At 42.8% G+C, this 23,100-nt stretch carries 19 protein-coding genes and 1 tRNA gene; 11 read left to right on the plus strand and 9 right to left on the minus strand.

Annotated elements, in window-relative coordinates; all coding sequences use genetic code 11:
- Positions 1-183 precede the first annotated feature (183 nt).
- The 4 genes from eno (at position 184) to ABYU67_RS00595 (ending at position 3,983) form a co-directional block, all read left to right on the plus strand.
- On the plus strand, positions 184-1,500 hold the full coding sequence (gene eno, locus ABYU67_RS00580; protein ID WP_372843015.1) for a phosphopyruvate hydratase: 1,317 nt from the start codon (positions 184-186) through the stop codon (positions 1,498-1,500).
- Positions 1,501-1,599: 99 nt separating this feature from the next.
- Entirely contained in the window at positions 1,600-1,908 is a 309-nt protein-coding gene (locus ABYU67_RS00585; protein ID WP_372843016.1) for a septum formation initiator family protein, read from the plus strand.
- A 173-nt stretch (positions 1,909-2,081) separates the two neighbouring features.
- Positions 2,082-2,900 carry a 2-C-methyl-D-erythritol 4-phosphate cytidylyltransferase gene (locus ABYU67_RS00590; RefSeq protein WP_372843017.1) on the plus strand — a complete coding sequence of 273 codons (819 nt, stop codon included), beginning with the start codon at positions 2,082-2,084 and terminating at the stop codon, positions 2,898-2,900.
- 459 nt (positions 2,901-3,359) lie between these two features.
- Positions 3,360-3,983, plus strand: a complete 624-nt coding sequence (locus tag ABYU67_RS00595; protein ID WP_372843018.1) for a BLUF domain-containing protein — start codon at positions 3,360-3,362, stop codon at positions 3,981-3,983.
- A 311-nt stretch (positions 3,984-4,294) separates the two neighbouring features.
- On the opposite strand, the gene ABYU67_RS00600 is transcribed toward ABYU67_RS00595, so the two are convergent.
- The 4 genes from ABYU67_RS00600 to pyrC all read right to left on the minus strand — a co-directional run bounded on the left by ABYU67_RS00600 (position 4,295) and on the right by pyrC (position 6,875).
- A tRNA-Glu gene (locus ABYU67_RS00600) sits at positions 4,295-4,370 on the minus strand.
- 51 nt (positions 4,371-4,421) lie between these two features.
- Positions 4,422-4,622, minus strand: coding sequence for a hypothetical protein (locus ABYU67_RS00605; RefSeq protein ID WP_372843019.1), 201 nt, complete (start codon positions 4,620-4,622; stop codon positions 4,422-4,424).
- A 241-nt stretch (positions 4,623-4,863) separates the two neighbouring features.
- Entirely contained in the window at positions 4,864-5,508 is a 645-nt protein-coding gene (gene rnt / locus ABYU67_RS00610; RefSeq protein WP_372843121.1) for a ribonuclease T, read from the minus strand.
- A gap of 296 nt (positions 5,509-5,804) precedes the next feature.
- Positions 5,805-6,875 carry a dihydroorotase gene (gene pyrC / locus ABYU67_RS00615; RefSeq protein WP_372843020.1) on the minus strand — a complete coding sequence of 357 codons (1,071 nt, stop codon included), beginning with the start codon at positions 6,873-6,875 and terminating at the stop codon, positions 5,805-5,807.
- A gap of 335 nt (positions 6,876-7,210) precedes the next feature.
- On the opposite strand from pyrC, the gene ABYU67_RS00620 reads away from it, so the two are divergent.
- Positions 7,211-8,449, plus strand: coding sequence for an argininosuccinate synthase (locus ABYU67_RS00620; RefSeq protein ID WP_372843021.1), 1,239 nt, complete (start codon positions 7,211-7,213; stop codon positions 8,447-8,449).
- 275 nt (positions 8,450-8,724) lie between these two features.
- On the opposite strand, the gene ABYU67_RS00625 is transcribed toward ABYU67_RS00620, so the two are convergent.
- Positions 8,725-10,017 (minus strand): hypothetical protein, encoded by a 1,293-nt coding sequence (locus ABYU67_RS00625; RefSeq protein WP_372843022.1) that lies wholly within the window; start codon positions 10,015-10,017, stop codon positions 8,725-8,727.
- A gap of 146 nt (positions 10,018-10,163) precedes the next feature.
- Here ABYU67_RS00625 and ABYU67_RS00630 point away from each other — a divergent pair, with 146 nt between their 5' ends.
- Positions 10,164-10,700 carry a L,D-transpeptidase family protein gene (locus tag ABYU67_RS00630; protein ID WP_372843023.1) on the plus strand — a complete coding sequence of 179 codons (537 nt, stop codon included), beginning with the start codon at positions 10,164-10,166 and terminating at the stop codon, positions 10,698-10,700.
- Positions 10,701-10,895: 195 nt separating this feature from the next.
- On the opposite strand, the gene ABYU67_RS00635 is transcribed toward ABYU67_RS00630, so the two are convergent.
- Both ABYU67_RS00635 and ABYU67_RS00640 read right to left on the minus strand, forming a co-directional pair.
- Positions 10,896-12,452 (minus strand): CYTH domain-containing protein, encoded by a 1,557-nt coding sequence (locus tag ABYU67_RS00635; protein ID WP_372843024.1) that lies wholly within the window; start codon positions 12,450-12,452, stop codon positions 10,896-10,898.
- 261 nt (positions 12,453-12,713) lie between these two features.
- Complete coding sequence (locus ABYU67_RS00640; RefSeq protein ID WP_372843025.1) at positions 12,714-14,300, minus strand: isocitrate lyase; 1,587 nt, start codon at positions 14,298-14,300, stop codon at positions 12,714-12,716.
- A gap of 690 nt (positions 14,301-14,990) precedes the next feature.
- Between ABYU67_RS00640 and ABYU67_RS00645 the strand changes: the two genes are divergently transcribed.
- Complete coding sequence (locus ABYU67_RS00645) at positions 14,991-15,980, plus strand: LysR substrate-binding domain-containing protein (protein WP_372843026.1); 990 nt, start codon at positions 14,991-14,993, stop codon at positions 15,978-15,980.
- 341 nt (positions 15,981-16,321) lie between these two features.
- Positions 16,322-17,701, plus strand: a complete 1,380-nt coding sequence (locus ABYU67_RS00650; RefSeq protein WP_372843027.1) for an NAD-dependent succinate-semialdehyde dehydrogenase — start codon at positions 16,322-16,324, stop codon at positions 17,699-17,701.
- Between the two features lie 131 nt (positions 17,702-17,832).
- Here the strand turns inward: ABYU67_RS00650 and purN are convergent, their stop codons facing one another.
- Together purN and purM are read right to left on the minus strand one after the other, a co-directional pair.
- A complete protein-coding gene (purN, locus tag ABYU67_RS00655) occupies positions 17,833-18,525 on the minus strand; it encodes a phosphoribosylglycinamide formyltransferase (protein ID WP_372843029.1) in 693 nt (230 codons plus the stop codon).
- Positions 18,525-19,586 carry a phosphoribosylformylglycinamidine cyclo-ligase gene (purM, locus tag ABYU67_RS00660; protein WP_372843030.1) on the minus strand — a complete coding sequence of 354 codons (1,062 nt, stop codon included), beginning with the start codon at positions 19,584-19,586 and terminating at the stop codon, positions 18,525-18,527. The genes purN and purM overlap by 1 nt, the downstream gene beginning before the upstream one ends.
- 351 nt (positions 19,587-19,937) lie before the next feature.
- Between purM and ABYU67_RS00665 the strand changes: the two genes are divergently transcribed.
- The 3 genes from ABYU67_RS00665 (at position 19,938) to ABYU67_RS00675 (ending at position 23,027) form a co-directional block, all read left to right on the plus strand.
- Positions 19,938-21,044 (plus strand): AI-2E family transporter, encoded by a 1,107-nt coding sequence (locus ABYU67_RS00665; RefSeq protein WP_372843031.1) that lies wholly within the window; start codon positions 19,938-19,940, stop codon positions 21,042-21,044.
- A 414-nt stretch (positions 21,045-21,458) separates the two neighbouring features.
- Positions 21,459-22,271 carry a DnaA regulatory inactivator Hda gene (gene hda / locus ABYU67_RS00670; protein WP_372843032.1) on the plus strand — a complete coding sequence of 271 codons (813 nt, stop codon included), beginning with the start codon at positions 21,459-21,461 and terminating at the stop codon, positions 22,269-22,271.
- Between the two features lie 54 nt (positions 22,272-22,325).
- Positions 22,326-23,027 carry a DUF2057 family protein gene (locus tag ABYU67_RS00675; RefSeq protein WP_372843033.1) on the plus strand — a complete coding sequence of 234 codons (702 nt, stop codon included), beginning with the start codon at positions 22,326-22,328 and terminating at the stop codon, positions 23,025-23,027.
- Positions 23,028-23,100 lie beyond the last annotated feature (73 nt).

Consider the following 23,100-nt stretch of genomic DNA (forward strand, 5'->3'; position numbering starts at 1 on the left):
GTCAGTGATTAGGGTCAGCAATAAAACCTTAATGGCGCTGAAAATTAGACGATCATATTAATCACCAACGCTTTTTTTTGCGCCCTACTATACGATATTTTTCTTTTTCTTTATCTTTTTTGTATTCTAACTGCCATGATTTATTTTATACATCTGGCATGACCAAAGGAATTAACAGACATTATGTACGCTGAAGAAACCACCAACGTCACCGCAATTAAAGACATTCGCGCTCGTGAGATTTTAGACTCGCGCGGTAACCCAACGATTGAAGCCGATGTTATCTTAGCGGATGGCACCATTGGTCGTGCTGCTGCGCCTAGTGGCGCCTCGACTGGCTCACGTGAAGCATTAGAGCTGCGTGATGGCGATCAAAGCCGCTACATGGGTAAAGGCGTCAAAAAGGCGGTAGCTAACGTTAACAGTCAAATCCGTAGTGCTTTAATGGACAAAAATGTCACAGAGCAGCAAGCCATTGATGATGCTATGATTACATTAGATGGTACAGAAAATAAAGACAATCTTGGTGCCAATGCCATACTTGCGGTATCACTTGCAGTTGCTAAAGCAGCTGCTAAGTCACAAAGTCTGCCATTGCATCAGTATATTGCTGATTTGCGTAATCAGACGTCGCTTACGATGCCTGTCCCGATGATGAATATCATTAATGGCGGCGAGCACGCGGACAATACTGTTGATATTCAAGAGTTTATGATTGAGCCAGTTGGTTTTAACAGCTTCTCAGAAGCATTACGTGCTGGTACCGAGATTTTCCATAGCTTAAAGTCTGTACTAAAGTCGCAAGGCTTTAATACTGCAGTTGGTGACGAAGGCGGCTTTGCCCCAAATCTGCGCAGCAACGAAGAAGCTATTACCGTTATCATGCAAGCGATTGAACAAGTAGGCTACACAGCTGGTAAAGACATTCATCTGGCTTTGGACTGTGCTGCTACTGAGTTTTATAAAGATGGCAAATATATCTTGGCAGGCGAAGGTAATAAATCTTTTGATAGCCAAGGGTTCTCAGATTATCTAGTGGGTCTTACGCGTCAATATCCTATTATCTCTATCGAAGATGGTCTTGATGAGTCGGATTGGGATGGTTGGAAGTATTTGACTGAACAAATCGGTGATACGGTTCAGTTAGTCGGTGATGATTTGTTTGTCACCAACCCTGCTATCTTGCAAGAGGGTATCGATAAGAAAATTGCCAATGCGATTTTGATTAAGTTTAACCAAATCGGCACCTTATCAGAAACGTTAGATGCGATTTATCTGGCGAAGAAAAACGGTTATGCAACGATTATCTCGCATCGTTCAGGCGAAACCGAAGACAGCACCATTGCTGATTTGGCAGTAGGTACCGCGGCTGGTCAAATAAAAACCGGTTCACTATGCCGCTCAGATCGCGTTGCCAAGTATAACCAATTGCTTCGTATCGAGCAGCAAGTACGTGCAAGCTATCGTGGCTGTGAAGAGTTTATCGGATTACGTGGTTAATCCGTCAAAACTGTTGCAAATGCTGAGCGATATATAGATATATAAAGGTATCGCTCAGCAAGTTTTTATTCTCTTTATATTGTTTGGCGTTATTACCCTATGAAATATTTTAGCCAATTTATACTACTTGCGTTAGCCGTTGCCGTGCTGTCAGGACTGCAATATCAGTATTGGCTGGGTGAAAATGGTCGCTTTGAGCATAATAAGCTGACAGCTCAGATTACAGAGCAGCAGCGCTTAAATGACAATCAAGTATCAGCAAATAACTTGCTGCGCACCGATGTTAATGATCTAAAAACGGGTCTTGAAGCGGTGGAGGAGCATGCTCGTTTGGATTTGGGTTTGATCAAGCCAGATGAGACTTTTGTACAAGTATCAACCGCACCAACTACCCATAGTCCTTACTGATATAGTCGTTACTGAGTTTGACGTATCGCTATTATGGATATGACCGGCAGTACAATAAGCTATTATGAATAATAATAGTTTTTTTCGTTTTTATACCCCTTGTTTTTATCCTATTGTCATAGAATCAAACCATAAGTACTTTATCGTGGGTACTGTAGCATGAGTACTGTATTATGAATACCACGCCTAATATCCATGCCATGATTGTCGCTGCTGGTCGCGGTAGTCGTTTTGGGGCGCCTGTTGCTAAACAATATACCTTACTACAAGGTCAGACCTTATTACAGCACAGTGTGGCACGTTTGTCTGAGAGTCATTATATTGATCACTGCTTATTGGTGGTGGCGGCAGATGATACCACTGCCCAGACGCTGAGCTTCACGCTTCCTATTCATTATGCTGTCGGTGGTGCTGAACGTTGGCAGTCGGTAAAGGCAGGAGTAGAGGCAATGATTGATTCAGGCGCAGAGGCGGCTGATTTGGTCGTCATTCATGATGCCGCGCGCCCTGCCGTACCAAGTCATGATATTGATGCCGTTATCCAAGCAGCAATGCTAGAGCCTTATGGGGCTATTCTAGCGACACCGGTCGCTGATACGCTAAAGCAGTCTTATGTAGCATCTCATGTACTCGACACGTCAGCACATGAGGCTGCGTTGCCTCATCAGCAGCCTCTTCATGCTCAGCCTGCGCCTGCTAATGATCAAAGCCGTTGTGACACGTTTCATACCTATGCTAAAAAAACCATAGATCGTAGCCATATGTGGCAGGCACAAACCCCGCAAGTATTTAGACTTGGACAATTGCAACACGTACTGAATTATGTGGCTGAGCATAATCTTGCGATTACTGACGAAGCCAGTGCTTTTGAATATTTAAACCTATCGATTAGATTGGTAAAGGGCAGTCGCCAAAACATCAAACTGACTTATCCTGATGATAGTATTCTACTGACAGCAATTCTCACGTCTCAATTCGTTTGCAGCTCATAAATTTATTATTACATTGTAGTTTTTGACTTTTTGAGCGGTTATATATTTTATATACAATTTTTATTGTGGTCCAAAAATATCGGATATCACTGACCTGTATCGCTGCAAACCTTATATGGCAAGCTTTACAGCCCGTTCTAAATTTGGAAAATAAAAAAGAGTCTATTAGTTATTTTTGCTAAATGGTCGTTTATGTTTCCTATAATATTTTTTGTCGTCTTATAGGCTTTGTATATGAATATTTCCTGTATATTGTTTAATGTTAACAACTTGTCATTTCCATAAACATATATTGCTTTGCTCACTAAAACAGCCTATGATGTAACCAACTTAATACAATTAATATAAACATTTATAAAATCAATAATATACCAAGCCGATTCGTGTTTAGAAACGTCTTGCTTCTATGTTTTTTTCTAAAGTCTTAGCTACATTTACCTAATTATAGGGAGAAGCTGATTGTCACCAACGATTGATTCTACAAATCCAGTAATGCCAGATCTTTGCCAACTTGTTTATCTGAGCCACATTACCTCTACTGGTCTATCCAACTCTAGTACGCTTAATGATATTGCAAAGGTCGCAAATGAGCTGAATAAGGTGGATAATATTACGGGTATTCTTTGCTACGGCAATGGTTACTTTTTTCAATATGTCGAAGGTACTGAGCAGGCATTAACCAATCTTAAAAACCGTTTGCTAGTAGATGATCGCCACAAAGATTTAAAAGTATTAGATTTTTCAGTGATTGATGAACGCCGTTTTGATAGATGGTCATTACGCTCTATTACGCTTGAGCGTTGGATGGTTAGTGAGCCTAAGCTAAAAGGCTTTATGCCTTTTAGACCTGACAGCTGGCAGTCAAATGAATGGCAGCAGTTTTTAGATGTTCTGCAAGGTTATTATGAAGCGCAAGAAGTGACTGATGATACTGATTCTCAGCCGATAAAGTACAGCACCTTAGGTTTGACGTTGGGCAAAGTAGTAGGGCAGCACCAAGCCTTCTTCTTAATCCAAACCATACTAGGTGGATTGATTGTTTTAGCGCTACTGTGGCTGATTTTATCCGATAAAATTTTCTAAGTATCGTCAGTTTTACATTAGTTTCACATCGATAGATAGCGTCTCTATTTTATTTCACAGTAACGATATTATAAGTATTTTCATAAAGTCAGCATACATTGCTGGCTTTTTTGTATTTATAAACAGCGATTGCATGATTGCTAGACGATAGGCGTAAGACAGGCTAGAGGTAGCTTATGACAGATATCATAAACAGAGGCGCATAAAAAAAGCCCAATCACAATATTATTGTGATTGGGCTTTTCGGTGGCTTGCTTATTAGTCTGATCAGATGCTTTATAGCCATCTTGCTAATAAGTGACGCCAAATAGTGGCGTCCCCAGGGGGATTCGAACCCCCGTTACCGCCGTGAAAGGGCGGTGTCCTAGGCCTCTAGACGATGGGGACTAGTAACAACGCTTCAGCTGCTTTCACCTTTATGCTGAAGTGGTGCGTATTTTAATGTGGTCTGCGTTTGCTGTCAAGCCTTTTTCTACGTCTTTTTAAAATTAAATATCTTTTTTTTAGGGCGCGGCGTGGATGCAGGTCATTACGCTTTAAATGATAGCGAATCCATAACGAAGTACAAGCGCTAATGGTCAAGGCGAGCAGCATATAACCAATAATGGTTGCCCATAATTTAAACTGTGGTTCCATCATAAAGTCCCTCTTAGTAAGCTTCGATTGTCTATGACAGATGCTCAAAGCACAGCAGGTAACTTAAACCATCTCTAGATTTAACCCCTCATTCGGTATCGCCATTCGGTATTACACAGGCAAGAGGTTAAATCATTCTATCCAATCATAAGGTTGAAGTTAGTCAACCTTACAGATAGCATTATTATGTATGGTGAGCAAGAGGTACTCTGTAATGATTGGCTTATGGACACTCTGGAACAGTTTAGTTTGTGGTTACAGGCTCAGGCTCGCTATTCATGGCGTTAGCCAGCATAGGATAGTTATTTAAGATATAACAAAACAGCTCAGCCGTTTTTTGCGTGTCATATAGTGCTGAGTGGGCATCATTACCATCGAAATCAAGTCCAGCTGCCTTGCAAGCACGAGCTAGTACGGTTTGACCGAATGCCAGCGCAGATAAAGTCACGGTGTCAAAAACTGAAAAGTTATGAAAGGGGTTGTGGCTTTTATTGTTGGTACGTAATACCGCAGCATTTAAGAACGCTAAGTCAAAATGAGCATTGTGTCCGATCAACACACATTGGCGACAGTCTTCAGTACGGCGTACTTCTTTTAACCCTTTAAAGATACGGCGTAGTGCGGTTTTCTCATCTTCGGCTATGGCTTTACGCAAAGGATTGTTGGGATCAATGCCGGTAAAGGCAAGGGCGCTTGGCTCAAGATTTGCCCCTTCAAAGGGTTCGATATGAGCATTGAAAGCTTCACCAGGATAAAAGACACCTTGCTCATTTAATAGTACAGGAATACAGGCAATTTCTAATAGAGCATCGGTTTGCGCGTTAAAGCCAGCAGTTTCCACATCAACGACGACCGGCAAAAACTTACGAAATCGGTCTTTTAGACGCATGGGCGCTAGCTCGTCTGCGGCATCTTCTGTGTGACTATTTGACGCAAGCTTAAGGGTATTATCAACGGGGTTTGATGGGTTTTTATCAGGTAAGGCGGCATCATTTAGAGTGGTCATATCTGGTTAAATCGCTTTTATCAGTCGTGCTGTTATATTGAATTAAGACGTTAAATGATAAATAAACACCCTATGATACAAATCACACAGCTGGTTAGCAGATGTCATGCTGATCATAGGGTTAAAGTTTTACATGTCTAAAGTGAAAATAAAATAAAGACAGTTTTGCTTAGTTGGTTTTAGTCTTTGATAGACCAAGGCAATGTCTCACCTGCCATAAGCGGGGTCAATGTTGAGCCATCAAAATAAGGATAGGCTACTGGCACGTGCATAGGCGTATTGACAAGCGTAATCGTGCTTTCATTAACGGGTAGTCCATAGAACTGTGCTCCAAAACGACTGGCAAAGCCCTCTAGCTTGTCTATTTTCCCCACGCTATCGAAAGCGGTCGCATACAATGGCAAAGCGGTTGCGGCACTATAGCAGCCTGCACAGCCGCAAGCAGATTCTTTTGCATCGGTTGCATGAGGCGCTGAATCAGTGCCCAAAAAGAATTTTGGATTGCCGCTGGTTGCCACATCTAATAATACTTTTTGATGGCTTTCACGCTTTAGGATAGGTAAGCAATAAAAGTGCGGCTTTATACCACCAACCAATAGATGATTGCGGTTAAACATTAAATGCTGCGGGGTAATAGTGGCAGCAATGTGATTGCCTTGTGCTAAGACAAAATCAGCGGCATCACTGGTGGTAATATGCTCGACGACAATCTTTAAGGTGGGGAATTTGACAATGATTTGCGCCAATACTTCGTCTAAAAAACGTTTTTCACGGTCAAAAATATCCACATGATCTTGAGTGACTTCACCATGTATCAATAAGGGTAGATTGTATTTTTCCAGTGCTTCAAAAACGTCGACGCAGGCATTGATATTGGTGACGCCATCAGCTGAGTTGGTAGTCGCGCCAGCAGGGTAGAGCTTGACCGCTTGGACGATACCGGATTGTGCGGCCATCTCGATATCTTGGGCCGTGGTTTTGTCAGTGAGATATAAAGTCATGCGTGGATCGAATGCATTTTTGCGCTCAGCATTCAGCTCACTGTCTGCTAAGTGCGCCATGATACGGTCGCGATAGGCACGCGCATCGTCAGTGTTCTTAACAGGAGGCACTAAGTTTGGCATACACATGATACGGTTAAAGCTGTTTGCTGCATGTGCTACGGTAGTGCTCAATGCTTTGCCATCACGCAAATGGATATGCCAATCGTCCGGCTGAAGGATGGTCAATTCTCTAATCGAATCAGTCATAATGTCGTCGCGCTCTATATCGTCATATACGGAAATAAAAGGAAGGGATACTGTAGCGCTATCATAACAGATTTGCCTACTTGACTAAATATGCGGCTAAATATCTGTACATAATACATGGGTTGTTTTTTAATTTTTGGTAATCAGCTGTACCGATAGGCAAGTAACTAAAATCTGTCGACCCAAAATTTAAAGCAAAAGCTTGAGCCATGGGGCAGTTGTACTTTTGCCTATAGTAAATATGATGTACACTGAGCAAGTAATTTATCTTTTGATTGAATCTCAGCGCTTTTTCTCGAACTAAACGCTCACAACACTCATAACAGGAGTTCTTCATGGCTCAGCTTGATCCAAAAAATATTAATAAAATCGTCTTGGCCTATTCAGGTGGTCTTGATACCTCTATCATCGCGAAATGGCTGCAAGAAACCTATGATGCAGAAGTGATCACCTTTACTGCTGATATCGGTCAGGGCGAAGAAGTTGAGCCAGCGCGCGCCAAAGCTGAAGCCATGGGCATCAAGCATATCCATATCGAAGACTTACGTGAAGAGTTCGCTCGTGATTATGTATTCCCAATGTTCCGCGCCAATGCCATCTATGAAGGCGAGTATCTGCTAGGGACTTCTATCGCGCGTCCGTTAATTGCCAAGCGCTTGGTTGAAATTGCTAAAGAACATAATGCCGATGCCATCAGTCATGGCGCGACTGGTAAAGGCAATGACCAAGTCCGTTTTGAGCTTGGCGCGGTTGCACTGTCTCCTGACGTGGTCACCATTGCCCCTTGGCGTGAGTGGGACTTATCTAGCCGTGAAAGCTTGATGAAATATGCTGAAGAACATAATATTGCTATCGACTATGCCGGCAATAAGAAAAAATCTCCGTATTCAATGGATGCCAACTTACTGCACATCTCTTATGAAGGCGGTATCTTAGAAAACCCATACGCCGAAGCAGAAGACGATATGTGGCGCTGGTCAGTCAGTCCAGAAGAAGCGCCTGACGAAGCACAATATCTAGAGTTAGAATACAAAAAAGGTGACATCATTGCCATCGATGGTGAAGCACTTAAGCCTTTTGAGGTCATGATTAAGCTAAATGAGATTGGCGGCAAGCACGGTATCGGACGTTTGGATATCGTAGAAAACCGTTATGTCGGTATGAAATCACGCGGCTGCTATGAAACCCCAGCTGGTACTATTATGCTAAAAGCGCATCGCGGTATTGAGTCATTGACGCTTGACCGTGAAGCGGCGCATCTAAAAGATGAGCTGATGCCACGTTATGCCAAGATTATCTATAATGGTTATTGGTTCAGCCCTGAACGTATGATGCTACAAGCTCTGATTGACAAGTCACAAGAATATGTCAACGGTACCGTACGCGTCAAATTATATAAAGGGGCGGTAAGCGTCGTCGGTCGTAAGTCAGATGATTCATTGTTTGATGAAAAAATCGCCACGTTTGAAGATGATGCGGGCGCTTATGATCAAAAAGACGCTGAAGGCTTTATCCGTTTAAATGGTCTACGTCTGGCGATTGAAGCCAGCCGTGGTCGTGATTTATCGAAGTAAGCCAGATTTGCGGTAGTCAATTCGAGACATAGACGATACGTTAATAGTCACGTGCGACTGGTATAATTTTTCCTTGCTTGCTGTTATCACAGAGGCTACGAAAAATTCATTCCAGTCGCACTATATCGATTTTAAAGTCAGTCTACTATCGACACAACATAAGCAAGAAGAAATAAAAACGGCGCTATTAATATAGCGCCTTTTTTGATTTTTTTGCAGGTTTGTTCGACTATTTTTTGATGCTTAAGAAGTTATGTACTAATTGCTGCCACTTATTATTGTGCTGCTTTTGTTTCTTTATCGTCAGACTCATCACCGTCCACCATAACAATGGCCACATCCTGCTGTTGACGTTCTGCAATAATATCTTGTGCTATGACCTTTTCTGTCGCTAGCAGCATATCATCAGATTTTTGGCCTTGATATTTAAGAGCGGCAAGCCCGCCAAGCACCCCGATGACAGCAATAATAATTAAGATAACTGGGTTTTTCCAAAGAGGTATAGACGCCTCGTATTCAATGGGTTTTTCGCTGGTAGTGGTTGGCGTATTGTCATTATTACCACCAATGAGACCTAAGCTGACCAAAGGCGGCTTAGGTGCGCTGGCAGGCTCTGAGGTGATACGTAGGCGATTACGACTGAGATAGATATCTGAGATTTTGGCGAGCTGTAATAACCAGCGTTGGTGAGGTAAGGCAATGGCTTGCATTTCTGTAAAGACTAGCATGTCGTTATGATGACCTTGCTGCAAGTTATCAGGTGAGCGCCCAATGGCTTTTAAATAATTGCCCGTCGCTAGCTGCATGTCTTGTACGGGCTCATGATTTTCAGGTTTAAATGTCATCAACTCGTGCCAATAAGGATCAAAAGCGGGCGGGGTATCAGCGAGCTGCGCTGTGTTCAATAAGGCGCGTTCTATATTGGGACTATTTCCAGAGTCTTCTTGTATTGCTACTGATAAATCTAAAGCAGTTTCTGGCGCTGTAATTAAAGCATTATCTTTATTAGCCTTGGTCAATTCATTAGGGCTTGACGGTTGCTGATTGGTGGCAAAGCGGGCCACTGACAAAAACTGCGGTTGCAGGGCAAACCATTTATCCATCTCGTCATTATCAAGTTGGCTATAATCCGCTAAAATAGCCAGTTCACGTAAGACAATCACGCATAGAGATGTGAGAAGTATCTGTACTTGCTGCGTTGCTGCATCAATTTGCTGTGCAATATAGTCACTTGCTTGAATCACGCGAGCATTGTCATAAAATATGGCATGCGCCGCTTCATGGCGATGATATAAGGTCGCATTTAGCGTGGCAAAATTCATTGAATTATACTGGCGTAGCTCTTTGACAGCGCCGCGACTAAATAACTTTTTGCTTACCGCTTGTCCATCATTGTGCTGCTGATAAGCAAGCAAGGCGCTGACAATAGCCTGCAAACTGGCATCCATTGCTAATCGCGCTTGCGGTAATGACAGCTTGGCGGCATCTGCCAGTAACGACACCATGGGCTTGGTATCTTGATAGAGGAAATCATACATCGACACACGAGTCGGTGAAATAGTCGTCATAATCTGCTAGCATCAAAAAGTGTGCCCCTATATTACGGTGCCAAAAGCCTTGATACAATCACTTAATAATAGAAAAAATCAATCAACTTACTTATCACGCGCTCAATAATAATAGCCACTAGGCAAATGACTGTTGGAAATATTCCATGAAGAATAATGAAAGCTATCACAAGAAATTTAACGAAAACTCTAACGCCCATATAGTGATTAATGTTGCTGAGCAAACGTTAACGCTCTACCAACACGATAAAGAAATGAATCAATATACAGTGTCTACCGCCAAAAATGGCATTGGCAGTCAGCAAGATAGCGGCTGCACGCCTCTTGGCAAACATTTTATTGCCGAAAAGATCGGCGCAGATGAACCCATAAATGCGGTATTTATTGGACGTGTTCCTACGGGCGAGATATATAGTGCAGAGCTTGGTAAACAGCACCCAGATCGTGATTGGATACTAAGCCGTATTCTTTGGCTAAGCGGTATGGAAGAGGGCGTCAATAAAGGCAGTAATAGCCAAGGTGGCTGTGATACTTATCAGCGTTATATATATATCCATGGTACGTCAGACAGTGAGCCGATGGGTGTGCCACTCTCGCATGGCTGTGTACGTATGCGTAATAAGGATATGATTGAATTGTTTGCGCAGATTGAGGAAGGAACACCAGTGTATATTATCGCTTAATAGACGTATTGTTGAATATGGGCAGGTTAATATAAAAAGGATAGAGTGGAACTGAAATAAATTTTACGTAGCCTCTGTCGACGTAGGCACGGCAAGCAAGAAAGCAAGCAAGAAAAATTTATTCCAGTCCCGCAGCATAGTATTGTGTATCCACTATTATTTAATAGTGGCACCTATACATTTGAACCTATTTAATTACCAGAATACTGAGCAATCATAAAACTTATCCAAACGTTTTTCTGTGGCTTTTTCTTTTGGTGTTAAAGCCGCATTTAACCAGCCTGTAGCATATAAAGCAGCAGCGTCAGAGCTTGATTTACTTTGATAATATTGCTGATAATCCATCATATCGAGCTGTCGACCCAGTGCCTTCTGTGCTTTTACAACACGCTTTAGCCAGCGCTTGGTTTTCTTTTTACTATATAAAGGTGCTATTAACTCACTGATATAACGCAAGTTTTTTAGATGGTCGTATAGTTTGTACAGTGCCTGAAGGACGTCTTCGTTTTCTAGCTCACAGTCTGACTCATCATAGCTGTCCTCTAAATATTGCTCAGCTTCAAGTAATCTGTCATAAGATTTAATAAGGGCTTTTTCTAGCTTATTGATCGCGAGTTTATCAGCTTGCGGCTCAAGGCTTGGGTCACTCATCGTATAGGCGATAAGCTCAAGCAGCATGATCTGGAAGTCATTAGCACTGATTGCAGCCATTGGGGTAATTTTGATAGCATCAATATCTGCTGTCCAATCAACGCTAGGTGCGCCCTGCTGCTGTAATCTTGGTTCAACGTGACTATTGAGATAAGCAAGCTTACGATACTCAGTGAGTAATACAGTAGTTTGTTGCAATATGGCTGACCAGTCCGGATTGATTTCATCTGATAAGCTATCAAAGGCTTGTAGCACAGTGTGCAAGCGCTCTATACCGATAGACAGCTGTAAAAGGTGAGTATGGTCCTGACTGCCAGCAATGACGGCACTGCTGTTTGGGAGTATTTGCAGCAGGCAGTTGTGTACGGCAGCGCGTAAAAAAGCCGGCATACTGATTTTTTTATTGATATCAAGCGCGCTCAAATCCGTAAGAACGGCTGGGCTATGATTTTGTCCCTTGATAAGTAAGCTACCGCGCTCTGCTTTGGTGACAGTAGATAAGCACAGTTTATAACGCTGACACCAAGTTTTAGCTGTCGCAAATAAAAAATCCAACTCACCGGATACCAGCTCAAATTCGATTTCTTGAATGGCATCTTTTTGAGTATCATCAGTACCATGGATGATTTCTCCATCATCGTATGCCATCTCAATACTGTTAACGATTTTATCGTTTGTATCTTCTATCAATAAGCGGGTGGTGCGCGTTACATCAGTCACGTATAACCGTGTCAGTTTTTTAGCCAGTTTTTTTAGCTTAAAGTCTGCCAATGCTGGGGCAATAGGGGTATCTTTATAAATCGTCAAATCAGGCATGAGCGTGTTAGCGTCCAGCATCGCTTGTACTTGCTCATTATCTAATGTGGCATTGTGCTCTAGTCGCGCCGCAATACCATCGCCACCCGCTTTGATGGTCTGTACCCAAGTATCGCCCTCTTTACGAATACGCAGGCCAATACCAGCCTGTGCAAGCTGTTGATCAGGAGTGTCGTAATAATGGGCCGCCAGTTTAGTCGTTTGCGACGATTTGACTTGCGCTTGGCGCATCAAGCCCTTTAATCGTGATTCTGGTACCAAGAATTTTAGCTCTATCTCTTGCATGATGGCTCCCAATTATTTTAATAAATTTTAAGTTATTACCATCGTATGAAAGCTATCGGTGAATAACAAGTAAAAATTTCGCTTGGTTTACCAAATTATATGAAATACATGCTGAGTGGGTGGATGCTGCTTCATTAAAATATAATTGATCCTAAATGAGACGGATACGTTAGATTACAACGCATAAAAAAGCCGCCCTACAAGGTAGGACGGCTTTTCTTAAAAATTTACTTATAAAATGTACTTATAAGTGGTCGGATATTAGAACTGGTTCATGGTGTTCTTGCCGCCGCCAGCTTTAAGGGCGTTTTCACCAGAGAAGATCTCTTTGTGGTCATCGCCAAGATCAGAGCCTGCCATTGCTTGGTGCTTAACACAAGCGATGCCTTCGCGGATCTCTTTACGTTGTACGCCAGCTGCATAAGCAAGCATGCCGTCATCACCGAAATAGCCTTTAGCAAGTTCATGAACGCTAAGCGCCGTGGTATGATACGTAGGTAGGGTGATTAAGTGATGGAATACACCTGCTTCACGTGACGCATCACGCTGGAAGTTTCTAGCCGCTTCGTCAGCTGCAGTATCAAGTTCAGTACCATCGTAATCAGCACTCATCAAGTCATTTTTATTGTAGGCAGATAGGTCTTTACCTTCTTCTTCCCACTGAGCGATGATTTGCTTACGGAAGTTCAGCGTCCAGTTGAATGATGGGCTGTTATTGTATACAAGCTTGGCTTTTGGCTGTTGCTCTTTGATACGATCAACCATCATTTTGATGTGTGCGACGTCTGGAGTCGGTGTTTCGATCCATAGTAGATCGGCACCATTTTCTAGAGCGGTAACACAGTCAAGTACAACGCGGTCAATGTTTGTTTCTTCACGGAACTGATATAAACCGTTAGGCAGACGAACTGGGCGTACTAGTTTGCCGTTATGCTTAAGTAGGCTGTCGTTTTCTTTGGCGTTCTCTAGCGTCACTTCTTCCATCTCGATGAAGTCGATGTACTGAGAAGCAAGGTCGCCTGGCTCATTTGATACTGGGATTTTTTGCGTGAGTGATGCGCCCTCACTATCAGTACGTGCAACGATCACACCGTCTTCAACACCAAGCTCTAAGAATGCATAACGGATGGCGTTGATTTTTGCGATATAGTCTTCATGCGGTACGGTTACTTTACCCGCTTGGTGACCACATTGCTTCGCATCAGATACTTGGTTTTCGATTTGTAATGCACAAGCGCCCGCTTCGATGATTTGTTTGGCTAGTAGGTAAGTTGCTTCTTCGTTACCGAAACCTGCATCGATATCAGCAATGATTGGCACAACGTGTGAATCAAAGTTTTCGATTTTTTCTAGGATAGCTGAAGTATCTTGACCCGCTTCTTCAGCTGCGTTTAGCTCACGGAAATAGTCGTTCAATACTTTTGCATCAGCTTGGCGTAAGAAAGTGTAGATTTCTTCGATGAGCTTAGGTACAGAAGTTTTTTCGTGCATAGATTGGTCAGGTAGAGGACCAAACTCAGAACGAAGGGCAGCGACCATCCAACCAGATAGGTAGATATAAGTTTTAGACGTAGTGCCAAAATATTTTTTCTTTGCATACATGGTTTGCTGAGCAACAAAACCATGCCATGCACCTAGAGACTGGGTGTATTGAGACGTATCATTGTCATATTCTTCCATGTCTTGACGCATGATTTTTGCGGTGTATTTAGCGATATCCAAACCGGTTTTGAAGCGGTTTTGTGCCATCATACGTGCCGCATCAGTTTCACTGATGTTCTGCCAGTTGCCGTGTTTTTGTTTTAGTTCACGTACTAAATCGATCGCTGATTTATATGCAGTTGACATCTATGGTCTCCTTGGTGGTGAATAAATAAGTAAATTAAAATACTTTTGGTCTGTATAGAAAGATGCTGGCAGAAGTAAAAGTTTAAAATATCCGCTTCTTCCCTGAGCAATCTCTACTAAACTATAAGAAAATTGTGATAAAAGCAATTAAAACCTGTCTATTTGGTCAGCTTTTATTTTATTGCCTCTGTTTTTAACTTATGATTTAAGGTTAATCGATTGATTTATAAGGTTTTTTGATACGAAATTAACCATTGCCTTAAAACGTATCAGATATTTATCTAAGCTTAAAAAGACGTGTAAAAAACTGATTTTTTATAAGATACCGTTATACGGTTTATGTCCGTATTTGAGTATCAAAATACGATAAAATGCACTTAGTCATTCGTCCAATAAAATAGAGAGTAACAGTCTAATGTTGGATAATCCTGAATGAGCGCTTGCTAGCCACTATAGCTAGGTTGCCTTGATTTATCTAGTTTATGATTATTATCTTGGGTATTTCTTTTGATTATAGTGCATATAAAACAATGGCTTGTGAGCGGAAAATTCAGTTATAATGCGTATATTCTAGAATAATTAATATAAGAATATCCTGATATCAGGCAGTTATAGATGAGATTTAATAAATAACAGGACAAAAGTATCACGTTGATAGTGGTATTTATTCTAAGGTAAAGAGATACATATATGAATTTGCAGCGGGTAGATTTGAATTTATTGGTACATTTGGATGTATTGCTTCGTGAAAAAAACGTCACGCGCGCCGCTGAGCAGCTTGGCATTACCCAGCCTGCGATGAGTAATATTTTGCGCCGTTTGCGTAAGTTATTTAACGATCCTTTATTGGTGCGTTCATCAGAAGGGATGACTCCGACAGAGCGAGCTTTAGAATTGCAACCTCGTATCCGCGAGATATTGGCTGACTTGACCCAAGTGCTTGAACCGCGCACCGAGTTCCGTCCTTATAGTACCTCACGTGTTTTTCGGATCATGACCTCAGACTATGCTGAGGCGACTTTGGTGCCAAAGCTGGTTAAGGCACTGCGCTCAGAGGCACCCAATGTCATCTTGGATTTCTTGACGCCATCGGATGTGTCCTATCGTGATATGGAGCAGGGGCGAGTAGATTTGGCGATCAACCGCTTTAATGAGATCCCGCAAAGCTTCCATCAAGTGCTGGTCTGGCGTGATACCTTTAGTTGTCTATTATCCTCTGACAGCCCTTACGCTCATCGCTTTAATCTCAAAAACTATCTTAAAGCGCAGCATGTTTGGGTCTCTAAAACAGGTATGGGCGTGGGCTTTGGTGTCAATCCAGAAAAGTCTGGCGGCTTAGGTTCTATCGATCAAGCTTTGCAGCGTTTAGGTCAAAAACGTCAAATCAGTGTCTTTACCCGTCACTATCAGATGCCTGCGATGCTGGCAGCAAACAAAGATTTGATTGCGACTTTACCGACCCGTGTGGCAAAAATGCAGGCCAATAACGACAGCATCATCATGGAAGAGCCGCCGTTTTTTATCCCAGAATTTGAGCTAACCATGGCTTGGTCGCCTTTATTACAGCATCATCCAGCGCATCGTTGGTTACGTCAATTGATTATGCATGTGGCACGTCAGATTGTTAATGATGAAGAAAATCCTCCACAAGAGATTCCTGTGATTAATCATTTGTTTTAGGTTGTCTGCTACATGATTGACAAGGTGTTCTACAACGTAAATCTATATCAAACCAGCCATCGTGCTGGTTTTTTATTTGTCTAAATTTGCCAAAAACTCTATACAAGAGCGTCTATACAAAATTTAGGTCTGCTTAATAACAGCGTCACATTCTTAACATCTTAGGCACAATTCTTTATAAGTTGTAAACCTACTTTTTAGGCAGTTTGTTATGATGGTTGAATGTTAAGAAAAAGGATAAATCAATCCTCTATTGTTAAGCTATTGGCAATAGAAGGCAATAGAATTTTTATATACCTTTTTATACACCAAAGATATTTTAATAAATAAGGATAAGAATCATGGCAGATATCACGACGGTAAACCCAGCAACTGGCGAGAAGATCAAAGAATATAACTATATGAGCAATGATGAGGTTAATAATATCGTTGAAGCCTCGCATCAGGCGTTTTTAGAATGGCGCAAAACCAGCCATGAGGAGCGTGCGAAGGTGATCAACTCTATTGGCGAAACCTTGATGAAGTACAAAGAAGAGCTGTCTCGTCTTATGACTGAGGAGCGCGGTAAACTATATAGTCAGAGTTTACAAGAAATTGATTTATGTAAAGCAATTTGTGACTACACTGCAGAGAAGGGGGTGGCAGCTCTCGCTGATGATGAGCGTGACATCGAAGGTCTCAAAAAAGGTATTGTCACGTATCAGCCTATTGGCGTCATCTACGGTATGCAGCCTTGGAACTTTCCAGCTTATCAAGTGTTCCGTTATACCATCGCCAATTTGATGGCGGGTAACAGTATTTTGCTAAAGCACGCAGCAAACGTCACTGGTTCTGGCTTATTAATTGAAAAAATATTCCATGAGTCTGACTTGCCAAATGATTTATTCCGTACGATTCTCATTGATCATGATCAGTCAGCAAAGTTAATTGAGAATGATAAAGTGCGCGGTGTCACGCTTACGGGTAGTGATGGTGCAGGCGCAATCGTCGGTCAGCAAGCAGCAAAGGCAATCAAAAAAGCTGTTTTAGAGTTGGGCTCAAATGACGCCTTTATCGTTTTAGAGGACGCTGATTTAGAGCTTGCTGTACAAACCTGTACGCTTGCACGTCTTATCAATAATGGCGAAACTTGTGTGGCGGCAAAACGCTTTATCGTGGTTGATAGCCTATATGATGAGTTCCGCAAGCGCATCGTTGAAGAGTTTGCAAGTAAAAAAGCCGGTGATCCTATGGATGACAGCTCAGACCTTGGTCCACTAGCGCGTAAAGATCTACAAGAAAAGCTGCATGAGCAAGTAGAGGAGAGTGTTAGTAAAGGCGCTACTATCTCTGTTGGCGGTAAATTGCCAGAAGGCAAAGGCAGTTTTTATCCGCCTACTATTTTGGAAAATGTCGAGAAAGGTCAACCAGCTTATGATGATGAGCTGTTTGGTCCCGTCGCCTCACTCATACGTGCTAAAGATCAGGAGGATGCCTTACATATTGCCAATGACAGCCGCTATGGCTTAGGTGGCGCTATCTTCTCTAAAGACGAAGAAAAAGCGATTCGCCTAGCCAATGAGGAATTTGATACGGGCATGGTCTATATCAATGGTTACGGCCTTGCAAATCCAGCATTGCCCTTTGGTGGCGTGAAAAACTCGGGTCATGGCCGCGAGCATGGCGGTTTTGGTATCAAAGAGTTCGTAAACATCAAAGGTGTCCATGTTCATAACAGCTAAGAGCAGGTAAAAACGTTAGATAGTAAAAAGCCCAGTCATTCATCAGTTGAGTGACTGGGCTTTTTTATGCTCGATAGTTTGAAATATAAGCTATCTTACTGTACTTTCTTGCTGTACTTTTTGCCATTAGGTTAATGGTTGACATACAGCCGTAAAGGTAGCATCGGCATATGGGTATGTTGCTGATTTGATAATTGCTCGTTGTTCAACGACAAGACACCTTTGGCCAATAGCAAGATTGTCCAAGGTAGGAGCTGATGCTCAAGCTGTTGTACACGCGTTTGCAAACTGTCAGCCGTGTCTTTTTGATGCACCTCTAGCAAGGCTTGGGTCAAAACAGCACCGGCGTCGAGCTCGGCTGTGACCACATGGATGCTACAGCCATGATGCCGCTCGCCAGCCTGTATGATCCGCTGGTGAGTATCGAGCCCCTTATAAGCTGGTAGCAAAGAAGGGTGCAAATTGATCATCGGCGCAGGCGCATTGTCGATAAACGAGCTACTCAATACACGCATAAAACCTGCTAAGACAATCAAGTCAGGTTGCCAAGCACTTAGCTGTGCGCTGGCATGGGTCTCAAAGGTTTTGATACCCATGCGTTTGCCGCTCGCCACGTGAGATAATACTGCCACAGGAATATCAGCATCATTAGCGCGTGTGATGGAATAAGCATCTTCACGGTTACTAATAACGCCGACAATCTCAATCGGTAGCGCCCCAGCTTGCATAGCGTTGATCAATACTTGCAGATTGCTACCACTACCAGATACCAAAACCGCGATGCGTAATGGCGTGTTATTAGCTTTTGTATGACTGTCTAGCATTAACGGTACACCACGGCATCCGCCTGGTCATCAGTGCAGCGACTAACCATTTCACCCAATTTCCAAGCTTTTTCGCCAGCATCATTCAAGGTTTTGATAGCAGCATCTGCTTTGTCTTTTGGTACGACGATAACAAAACCAACGCCGCAGTTAAAGGTACGATACATCTCACTTTGCTCGATATTACCTTGGGTTTGTAGCCACGTGAATAGCTCTGAGAACTGCCAGCTGGCTGTATCAATGCTAGCCGCTAAATGGTCCGGTAGCACACGTGGCAGGTTATCGGTTAAGCCGCCGCCTGTGATATGCGACATCGCATGCAGGGCTGAGCTACCAAGGGTATCTTGTAGCGCTTTAATCGCTTTAACATAAATACGGGTAGGGGCCATCAATGCATCTTGGATAGGCTGACCATCTAATTGCTCATCGCTCGTAGTCACATCAACGCCGCTGACTTCGATGACTTTACGGACCAATGAGTAGCCATTAGAGTGCGCGCCACTTGAAGCAAGCGCAATCAGTACATCGCCCTCGCTGACATTTTCGCCCGTGATGACTTCCGCTTCTTCAACCACACCGACACAGAAACCTGCCAAGTCATAATCATCATCTTGATACATACCAGGCATCTCAGCCGTCTCACCGCCGATAAGCGCACAGTTTGATAACTTACAGCCTTCGCCAATACCCGTCACGACCGTCGCTGCCACATCGACATCAAGCTTGCCCGTTGCATAGTAATCTAGGAAGAATAATGGCTCAGCGCCGCACACCAACAAATCGTTAACACACATAGCGACCAAGTCGATACCGATAGTGTCATGGCGATTTAATTGTAATGCCAGTTTGAGCTTGGTACCGACACCGTCGGTGCCAGAAACCAATAGAGGTGAGGTGTAACCAGTCGGAATGCGACAAAGCGCCCCAAAGCCGCCAAGTCCGCCCACAACTTCAGAGCGTGAGGTGGCTTTTGCCACGGATTTGATACGTTGTACCAACGCATCGCCAGCATCAATATCAACACCAGCATCTTTGTAGCTTAAAGAAGGCTTGTTACTCATGGTCATCTCACAAATTTTATAGGAAAAGAAGGTCTGTCAGTAGAAAGTCGAGTTGGTCGTGTTAATTCTGAATATAGTGCGCGCATTATACCCAAAAATGACCCTGACTCGCAAAACAACTTGCGGTTATTTACTCGATATTTAGCTAATATTCCATAAAGACGGCAATAAAGCTGATATAAAAATTAAGAAACAAAAAATGACGGCTTTTTTATCGGACTCTGTGATAATAGAAGGCTAACATTACGCTCAATAACTGTTTGCTATTGGCGTATCGTCATTTAAGAAAATCTATAAGCAACTTGAAATCACATCATCCTCTTAAATCAGCCCATTCGTAGGACCAGCTTCATGACAAACCGATCAATAGACCCCTTTTTTCGACGCCTATTTATCGTCGTTGCTATTGTGGTCGCGGTATTTTTATTATATTTGATGACGCCGGTCATCGTGCCATTTGTCGTGGCTTTTGTGTTGGCTTATCTGTTTAATCCGCTGGTTAAGCGCTTATCGAAATATATCAAACGTTGGATTGCGATTATTATCGTATATTCGACCATTACCCTGAGCATGGCACTGCTATTGTGGTGGTTGATACCGACTCTGTGGCATCAGCTGCAAGCGGCGTGGGAGTATCTGCCAAAGGTACTCACTTGGTATAATGAAGTGGTACGTGAATGGTTTGCTAGCAATAGCCGTATTCGTCTACCTGAGCTTGAGGCGAAGGGTTTTTCTGAGACCTTGGTTGAATATATGCAAACCAATTATAAGTTTGAAGATGCCAGTACCATGATGAACCAAATACTGGTATCTAGTATGAACTTTATCAATAATGCTGGACTCATTGTGTTAGTACCAATTTTGACCTTTTATTTCTTATTTAATTGGGATCAGCGCCTGCAAACGTGGAAGATGGCGATTCCCGCGCCTTATTGCAAAAAGGTAGTGGCAATTGCTCAAGAATGTGATCGCGCCCTGATGGCATTTATTAAAGGTCAATTATTGGTGATGGTATTATTGGGTGCTATCTATGCCGTACAGTTGCAGCTTATTGGGCTTGAGCTTGGGCTAATCATTGGTATGGTCGCTGGTATTGCGAGCTTTGTGCCGTATTTGGGCTTTGGTATTGGCTTTATCGCCGCCATCCTCGCTTGCCTATTTCAGTTTGGCTTAGATTGGACATATTTATCACTGATCGCGGGCGCGTTCTTAATCGGGCAAGCAGCTGAGGGTTATATTTTACAGCCATTATTATTGGGTGACAAAATCGGTCTATCGCCATTGTGGGTGATATTTTCGGTACTAGCAGGCGCAAGTTTGCTCGGTTTTGTTGGTATGCTGATTGCGCTGCCAGTGTCTGCTGTCTTAAACGTATTGTTCCGTCATTTATACGCTTATTATCAAACCACTGATTTTTATAAAGGTCGTAAGCAGTTGGCACTATTTGAAGAAAAATAATCAGGTTGTATGTATCACTGACAGCCAGTCATTTGGGTGATGGCATATATGGTACATTTAGTATTAACACGATACAGTGGGGCTGGGATAAGTTTTACGCAGCCTTTGTCGGCGTAGGCGCAGCACGCCAGAAAAATTTATACCACCTCAACGCTGCAATATAATGTATGGATTTTATCGAGAATCGACTATCTTATCGCCTTTTGTCTGCGTGACTAAAGGCGAATGATGGGTGTTGTGGGTAAAAGACTTGTCAGTCATTTTGCAAATATGTTATATATAGGCACAGTAGTAACGGTATTGGCCGTTATTAGGTTGGCTTTGATTAAAACGAATTTATCAGAGCCAGTTTATAAGAATATTAGTCGTTTAGCCTTTTTATTGATTGTGCTACGCAAACCGAGTTGATGATTCATGGCAGAAGCACAGCTAAGTCTCAATCTGGACATAAAGCATGATGCAAGTCTCAGCGACTTCGCTGGTCCGGGTTGGATGTCTATTATCGATGCAGTGCGGCAGCTACATGTCGGCCTGATAGGTCAGCTATACCTATTTGGCAGTCCTGCTACTGGTAAATCGCACTTATTATCCGCTATTTGTGAGTCGTTTATTGAGATGGATAAGTCAGCGATTTGTCTGTCATTAAATGAGCTTATTCATACCGATGTCAATGTACTTTCATCGCTAGAAAACTTCTCCTTGATTGCAATTGATGATTTGGAAGTCATTGAACAAAACAGTCAGTGGCAAGAAGCTTTATTTCATCTGATCAATCGCAGCCGTGAAGGGCAGCGCCAGCTTTTATTTGCTGCCAATAAGCCTGCGTCTGAGTTGCCGTTTCAGCTAAGAGATTTACTCACCCGTTTGGCACAAGCACCGTCATTTAAAGTACCGACAGGACATGATTTTGCTGACCGTGAAGCGTTATTGCAATCGATACTGCGCAGGCGTGGTTGGCAGTTTGATGAGCGTATTATCAGCTACTTACTTACTGAAGGACCGCACCGTATTGGCGCAATGATGGAGGTGCTCAATTACATTCAGCCTATGTTCTCCAATTTGGGTCGTAGTAATATATCAAAAGCGGTCATTGCTGATGCGCTGCGTACCATTGATGAGCAGACGCTTGCCGCCGAACTTGCTGATATCGCACAAGAATCTCAAGTAGACAACGATGCTGCTGATCAAGACCAGCATAGTCAGCATACAATGCCACTTGATTTTTAGCAGTCAGATCACAGATTTTCTCTTTAAAATGCCTTTACTATTACTGGAAAAATTATGAAATCATATGCGTCTTTGCTAAAAAAGCTGTCTATCAGCACGGTGTTTGTCGGTGCAGCTTCTGTCTCTATGCTATCGCAAGCGGCAGTTACTTTAGTGGTTGATGATCATATCAAAGTCACGGCAATCAATGGTCAAGAGCTGACACAGAGTCTTCTCCAGCCATTGACCAAGTCATTTACCTTACAGCCTGGTAAGCATGTAATCACCGCTAAATATGATCGTCTGTATGATTTGCGCCGTGATGAGCATGATTATCTGCGCTCTGGCAACGTCAGTGTTGCTGCTGAATTGGCAGACAATCAGACCTATCGCTTAACCATGCCAAATCAGCCAGAAGACTATGCAGCTGCCAAGAAATATGCTGAGCGTCCAACGCTTGCGATTCAAAGCAATAACACCATCATTGCCAGCCAAGAAAGTGTTGGTGGTAGTAGCAACAGCTTATTCTCAGGACTAGGCAAAGCATTGGGCGGTGTATTCGGTGGTAGCGGTGATGCTGAGCTACAAAACCAGCGAGCGATAGCTGCATTAGATCAACCATCTGTAAGCACTAAAGTATCAGTAAATACGGGTGCTACTGTGACGCAGACGACGAGTGCTAACGCGTCTAGCAGCACACTTGATCAGTTTATGCAGATTTGGCTACAAGCCACGCCTGCTGAGCGTGAAAAAATGCGCCAATGGATGCAAAAATAAGCATTAAACGCTGATAGATTAAAAAAAGTTAAAAAAAGTGCGCATAAAAAAGCACCTATATTAGGTGCTTTTT

The sequence above is a fragment of the Psychrobacter sp. genome (genome assembly GCF_041554015.1).
Taxonomy (GTDB): Bacteria; Pseudomonadota; Gammaproteobacteria; order Pseudomonadales; family Moraxellaceae; genus Psychrobacter.

What these genes read in the sequence shown, in the direction of transcription:
- eno (WP_372843015.1), top strand. Translation starts at nt 184, where the DNA reads ATGTACGCTGAAGAAACCACCAACGTCACCGCAATTAAAGACATTCGC.
- ABYU67_RS00585 (WP_372843016.1), top strand. Translation starts at nt 1,600, where the DNA reads ATGAAATATTTTAGCCAATTTATACTACTTGCGTTAGCCGTTGCCGTG.
- ABYU67_RS00590 (WP_372843017.1), top strand. Translation starts at nt 2,082, where the DNA reads ATGAATACCACGCCTAATATCCATGCCATGATTGTCGCTGCTGGTCGC.
- ABYU67_RS00605 (WP_372843019.1), bottom strand. Translation starts at nt 4,622, where the DNA reads ATGATGGAACCACAGTTTAAATTATGGGCAACCATTATTGGTTATATG.
- rnt (WP_372843121.1), bottom strand. Translation starts at nt 5,508, where the DNA reads ATGCGTCTAAAAGACCGATTTCGTAAGTTTTTGCCGGTCGTCGTTGAT.
- pyrC (WP_372843020.1), bottom strand. Translation starts at nt 6,875, where the DNA reads ATGACTGATTCGATTAGAGAATTGACCATCCTTCAGCCGGACGATTGG.
- ABYU67_RS00620 (WP_372843021.1), top strand. Translation starts at nt 7,211, where the DNA reads ATGGCTCAGCTTGATCCAAAAAATATTAATAAAATCGTCTTGGCCTAT.
- ABYU67_RS00625 (WP_372843022.1), bottom strand. Translation starts at nt 10,017, where the DNA reads ATGACGACTATTTCACCGACTCGTGTGTCGATGTATGATTTCCTCTAT.
- ABYU67_RS00630 (WP_372843023.1), top strand. Translation starts at nt 10,164, where the DNA reads ATGAAGAATAATGAAAGCTATCACAAGAAATTTAACGAAAACTCTAAC.
- ABYU67_RS00635 (WP_372843024.1), bottom strand. Translation starts at nt 12,452, where the DNA reads ATGCAAGAGATAGAGCTAAAATTCTTGGTACCAGAATCACGATTAAAG.
- ABYU67_RS00640 (WP_372843025.1), bottom strand. Translation starts at nt 14,300, where the DNA reads ATGTCAACTGCATATAAATCAGCGATCGATTTAGTACGTGAACTAAAA.
- ABYU67_RS00645 (WP_372843026.1), top strand. Translation starts at nt 14,991, where the DNA reads ATGAATTTGCAGCGGGTAGATTTGAATTTATTGGTACATTTGGATGTA.
- ABYU67_RS00650 (WP_372843027.1), top strand. Translation starts at nt 16,322, where the DNA reads ATGGCAGATATCACGACGGTAAACCCAGCAACTGGCGAGAAGATCAAA.
- purN (WP_372843029.1), bottom strand. Translation starts at nt 18,525, where the DNA reads ATGCTAGACAGTCATACAAAAGCTAATAACACGCCATTACGCATCGCG.
- purM (WP_372843030.1), bottom strand. Translation starts at nt 19,586, where the DNA reads ATGAGTAACAAGCCTTCTTTAAGCTACAAAGATGCTGGTGTTGATATT.
- ABYU67_RS00665 (WP_372843031.1), top strand. Translation starts at nt 19,938, where the DNA reads ATGACAAACCGATCAATAGACCCCTTTTTTCGACGCCTATTTATCGTC.
- hda (WP_372843032.1), top strand. Translation starts at nt 21,459, where the DNA reads ATGGCAGAAGCACAGCTAAGTCTCAATCTGGACATAAAGCATGATGCA.
- ABYU67_RS00675 (WP_372843033.1), top strand. Translation starts at nt 22,326, where the DNA reads ATGAAATCATATGCGTCTTTGCTAAAAAAGCTGTCTATCAGCACGGTG.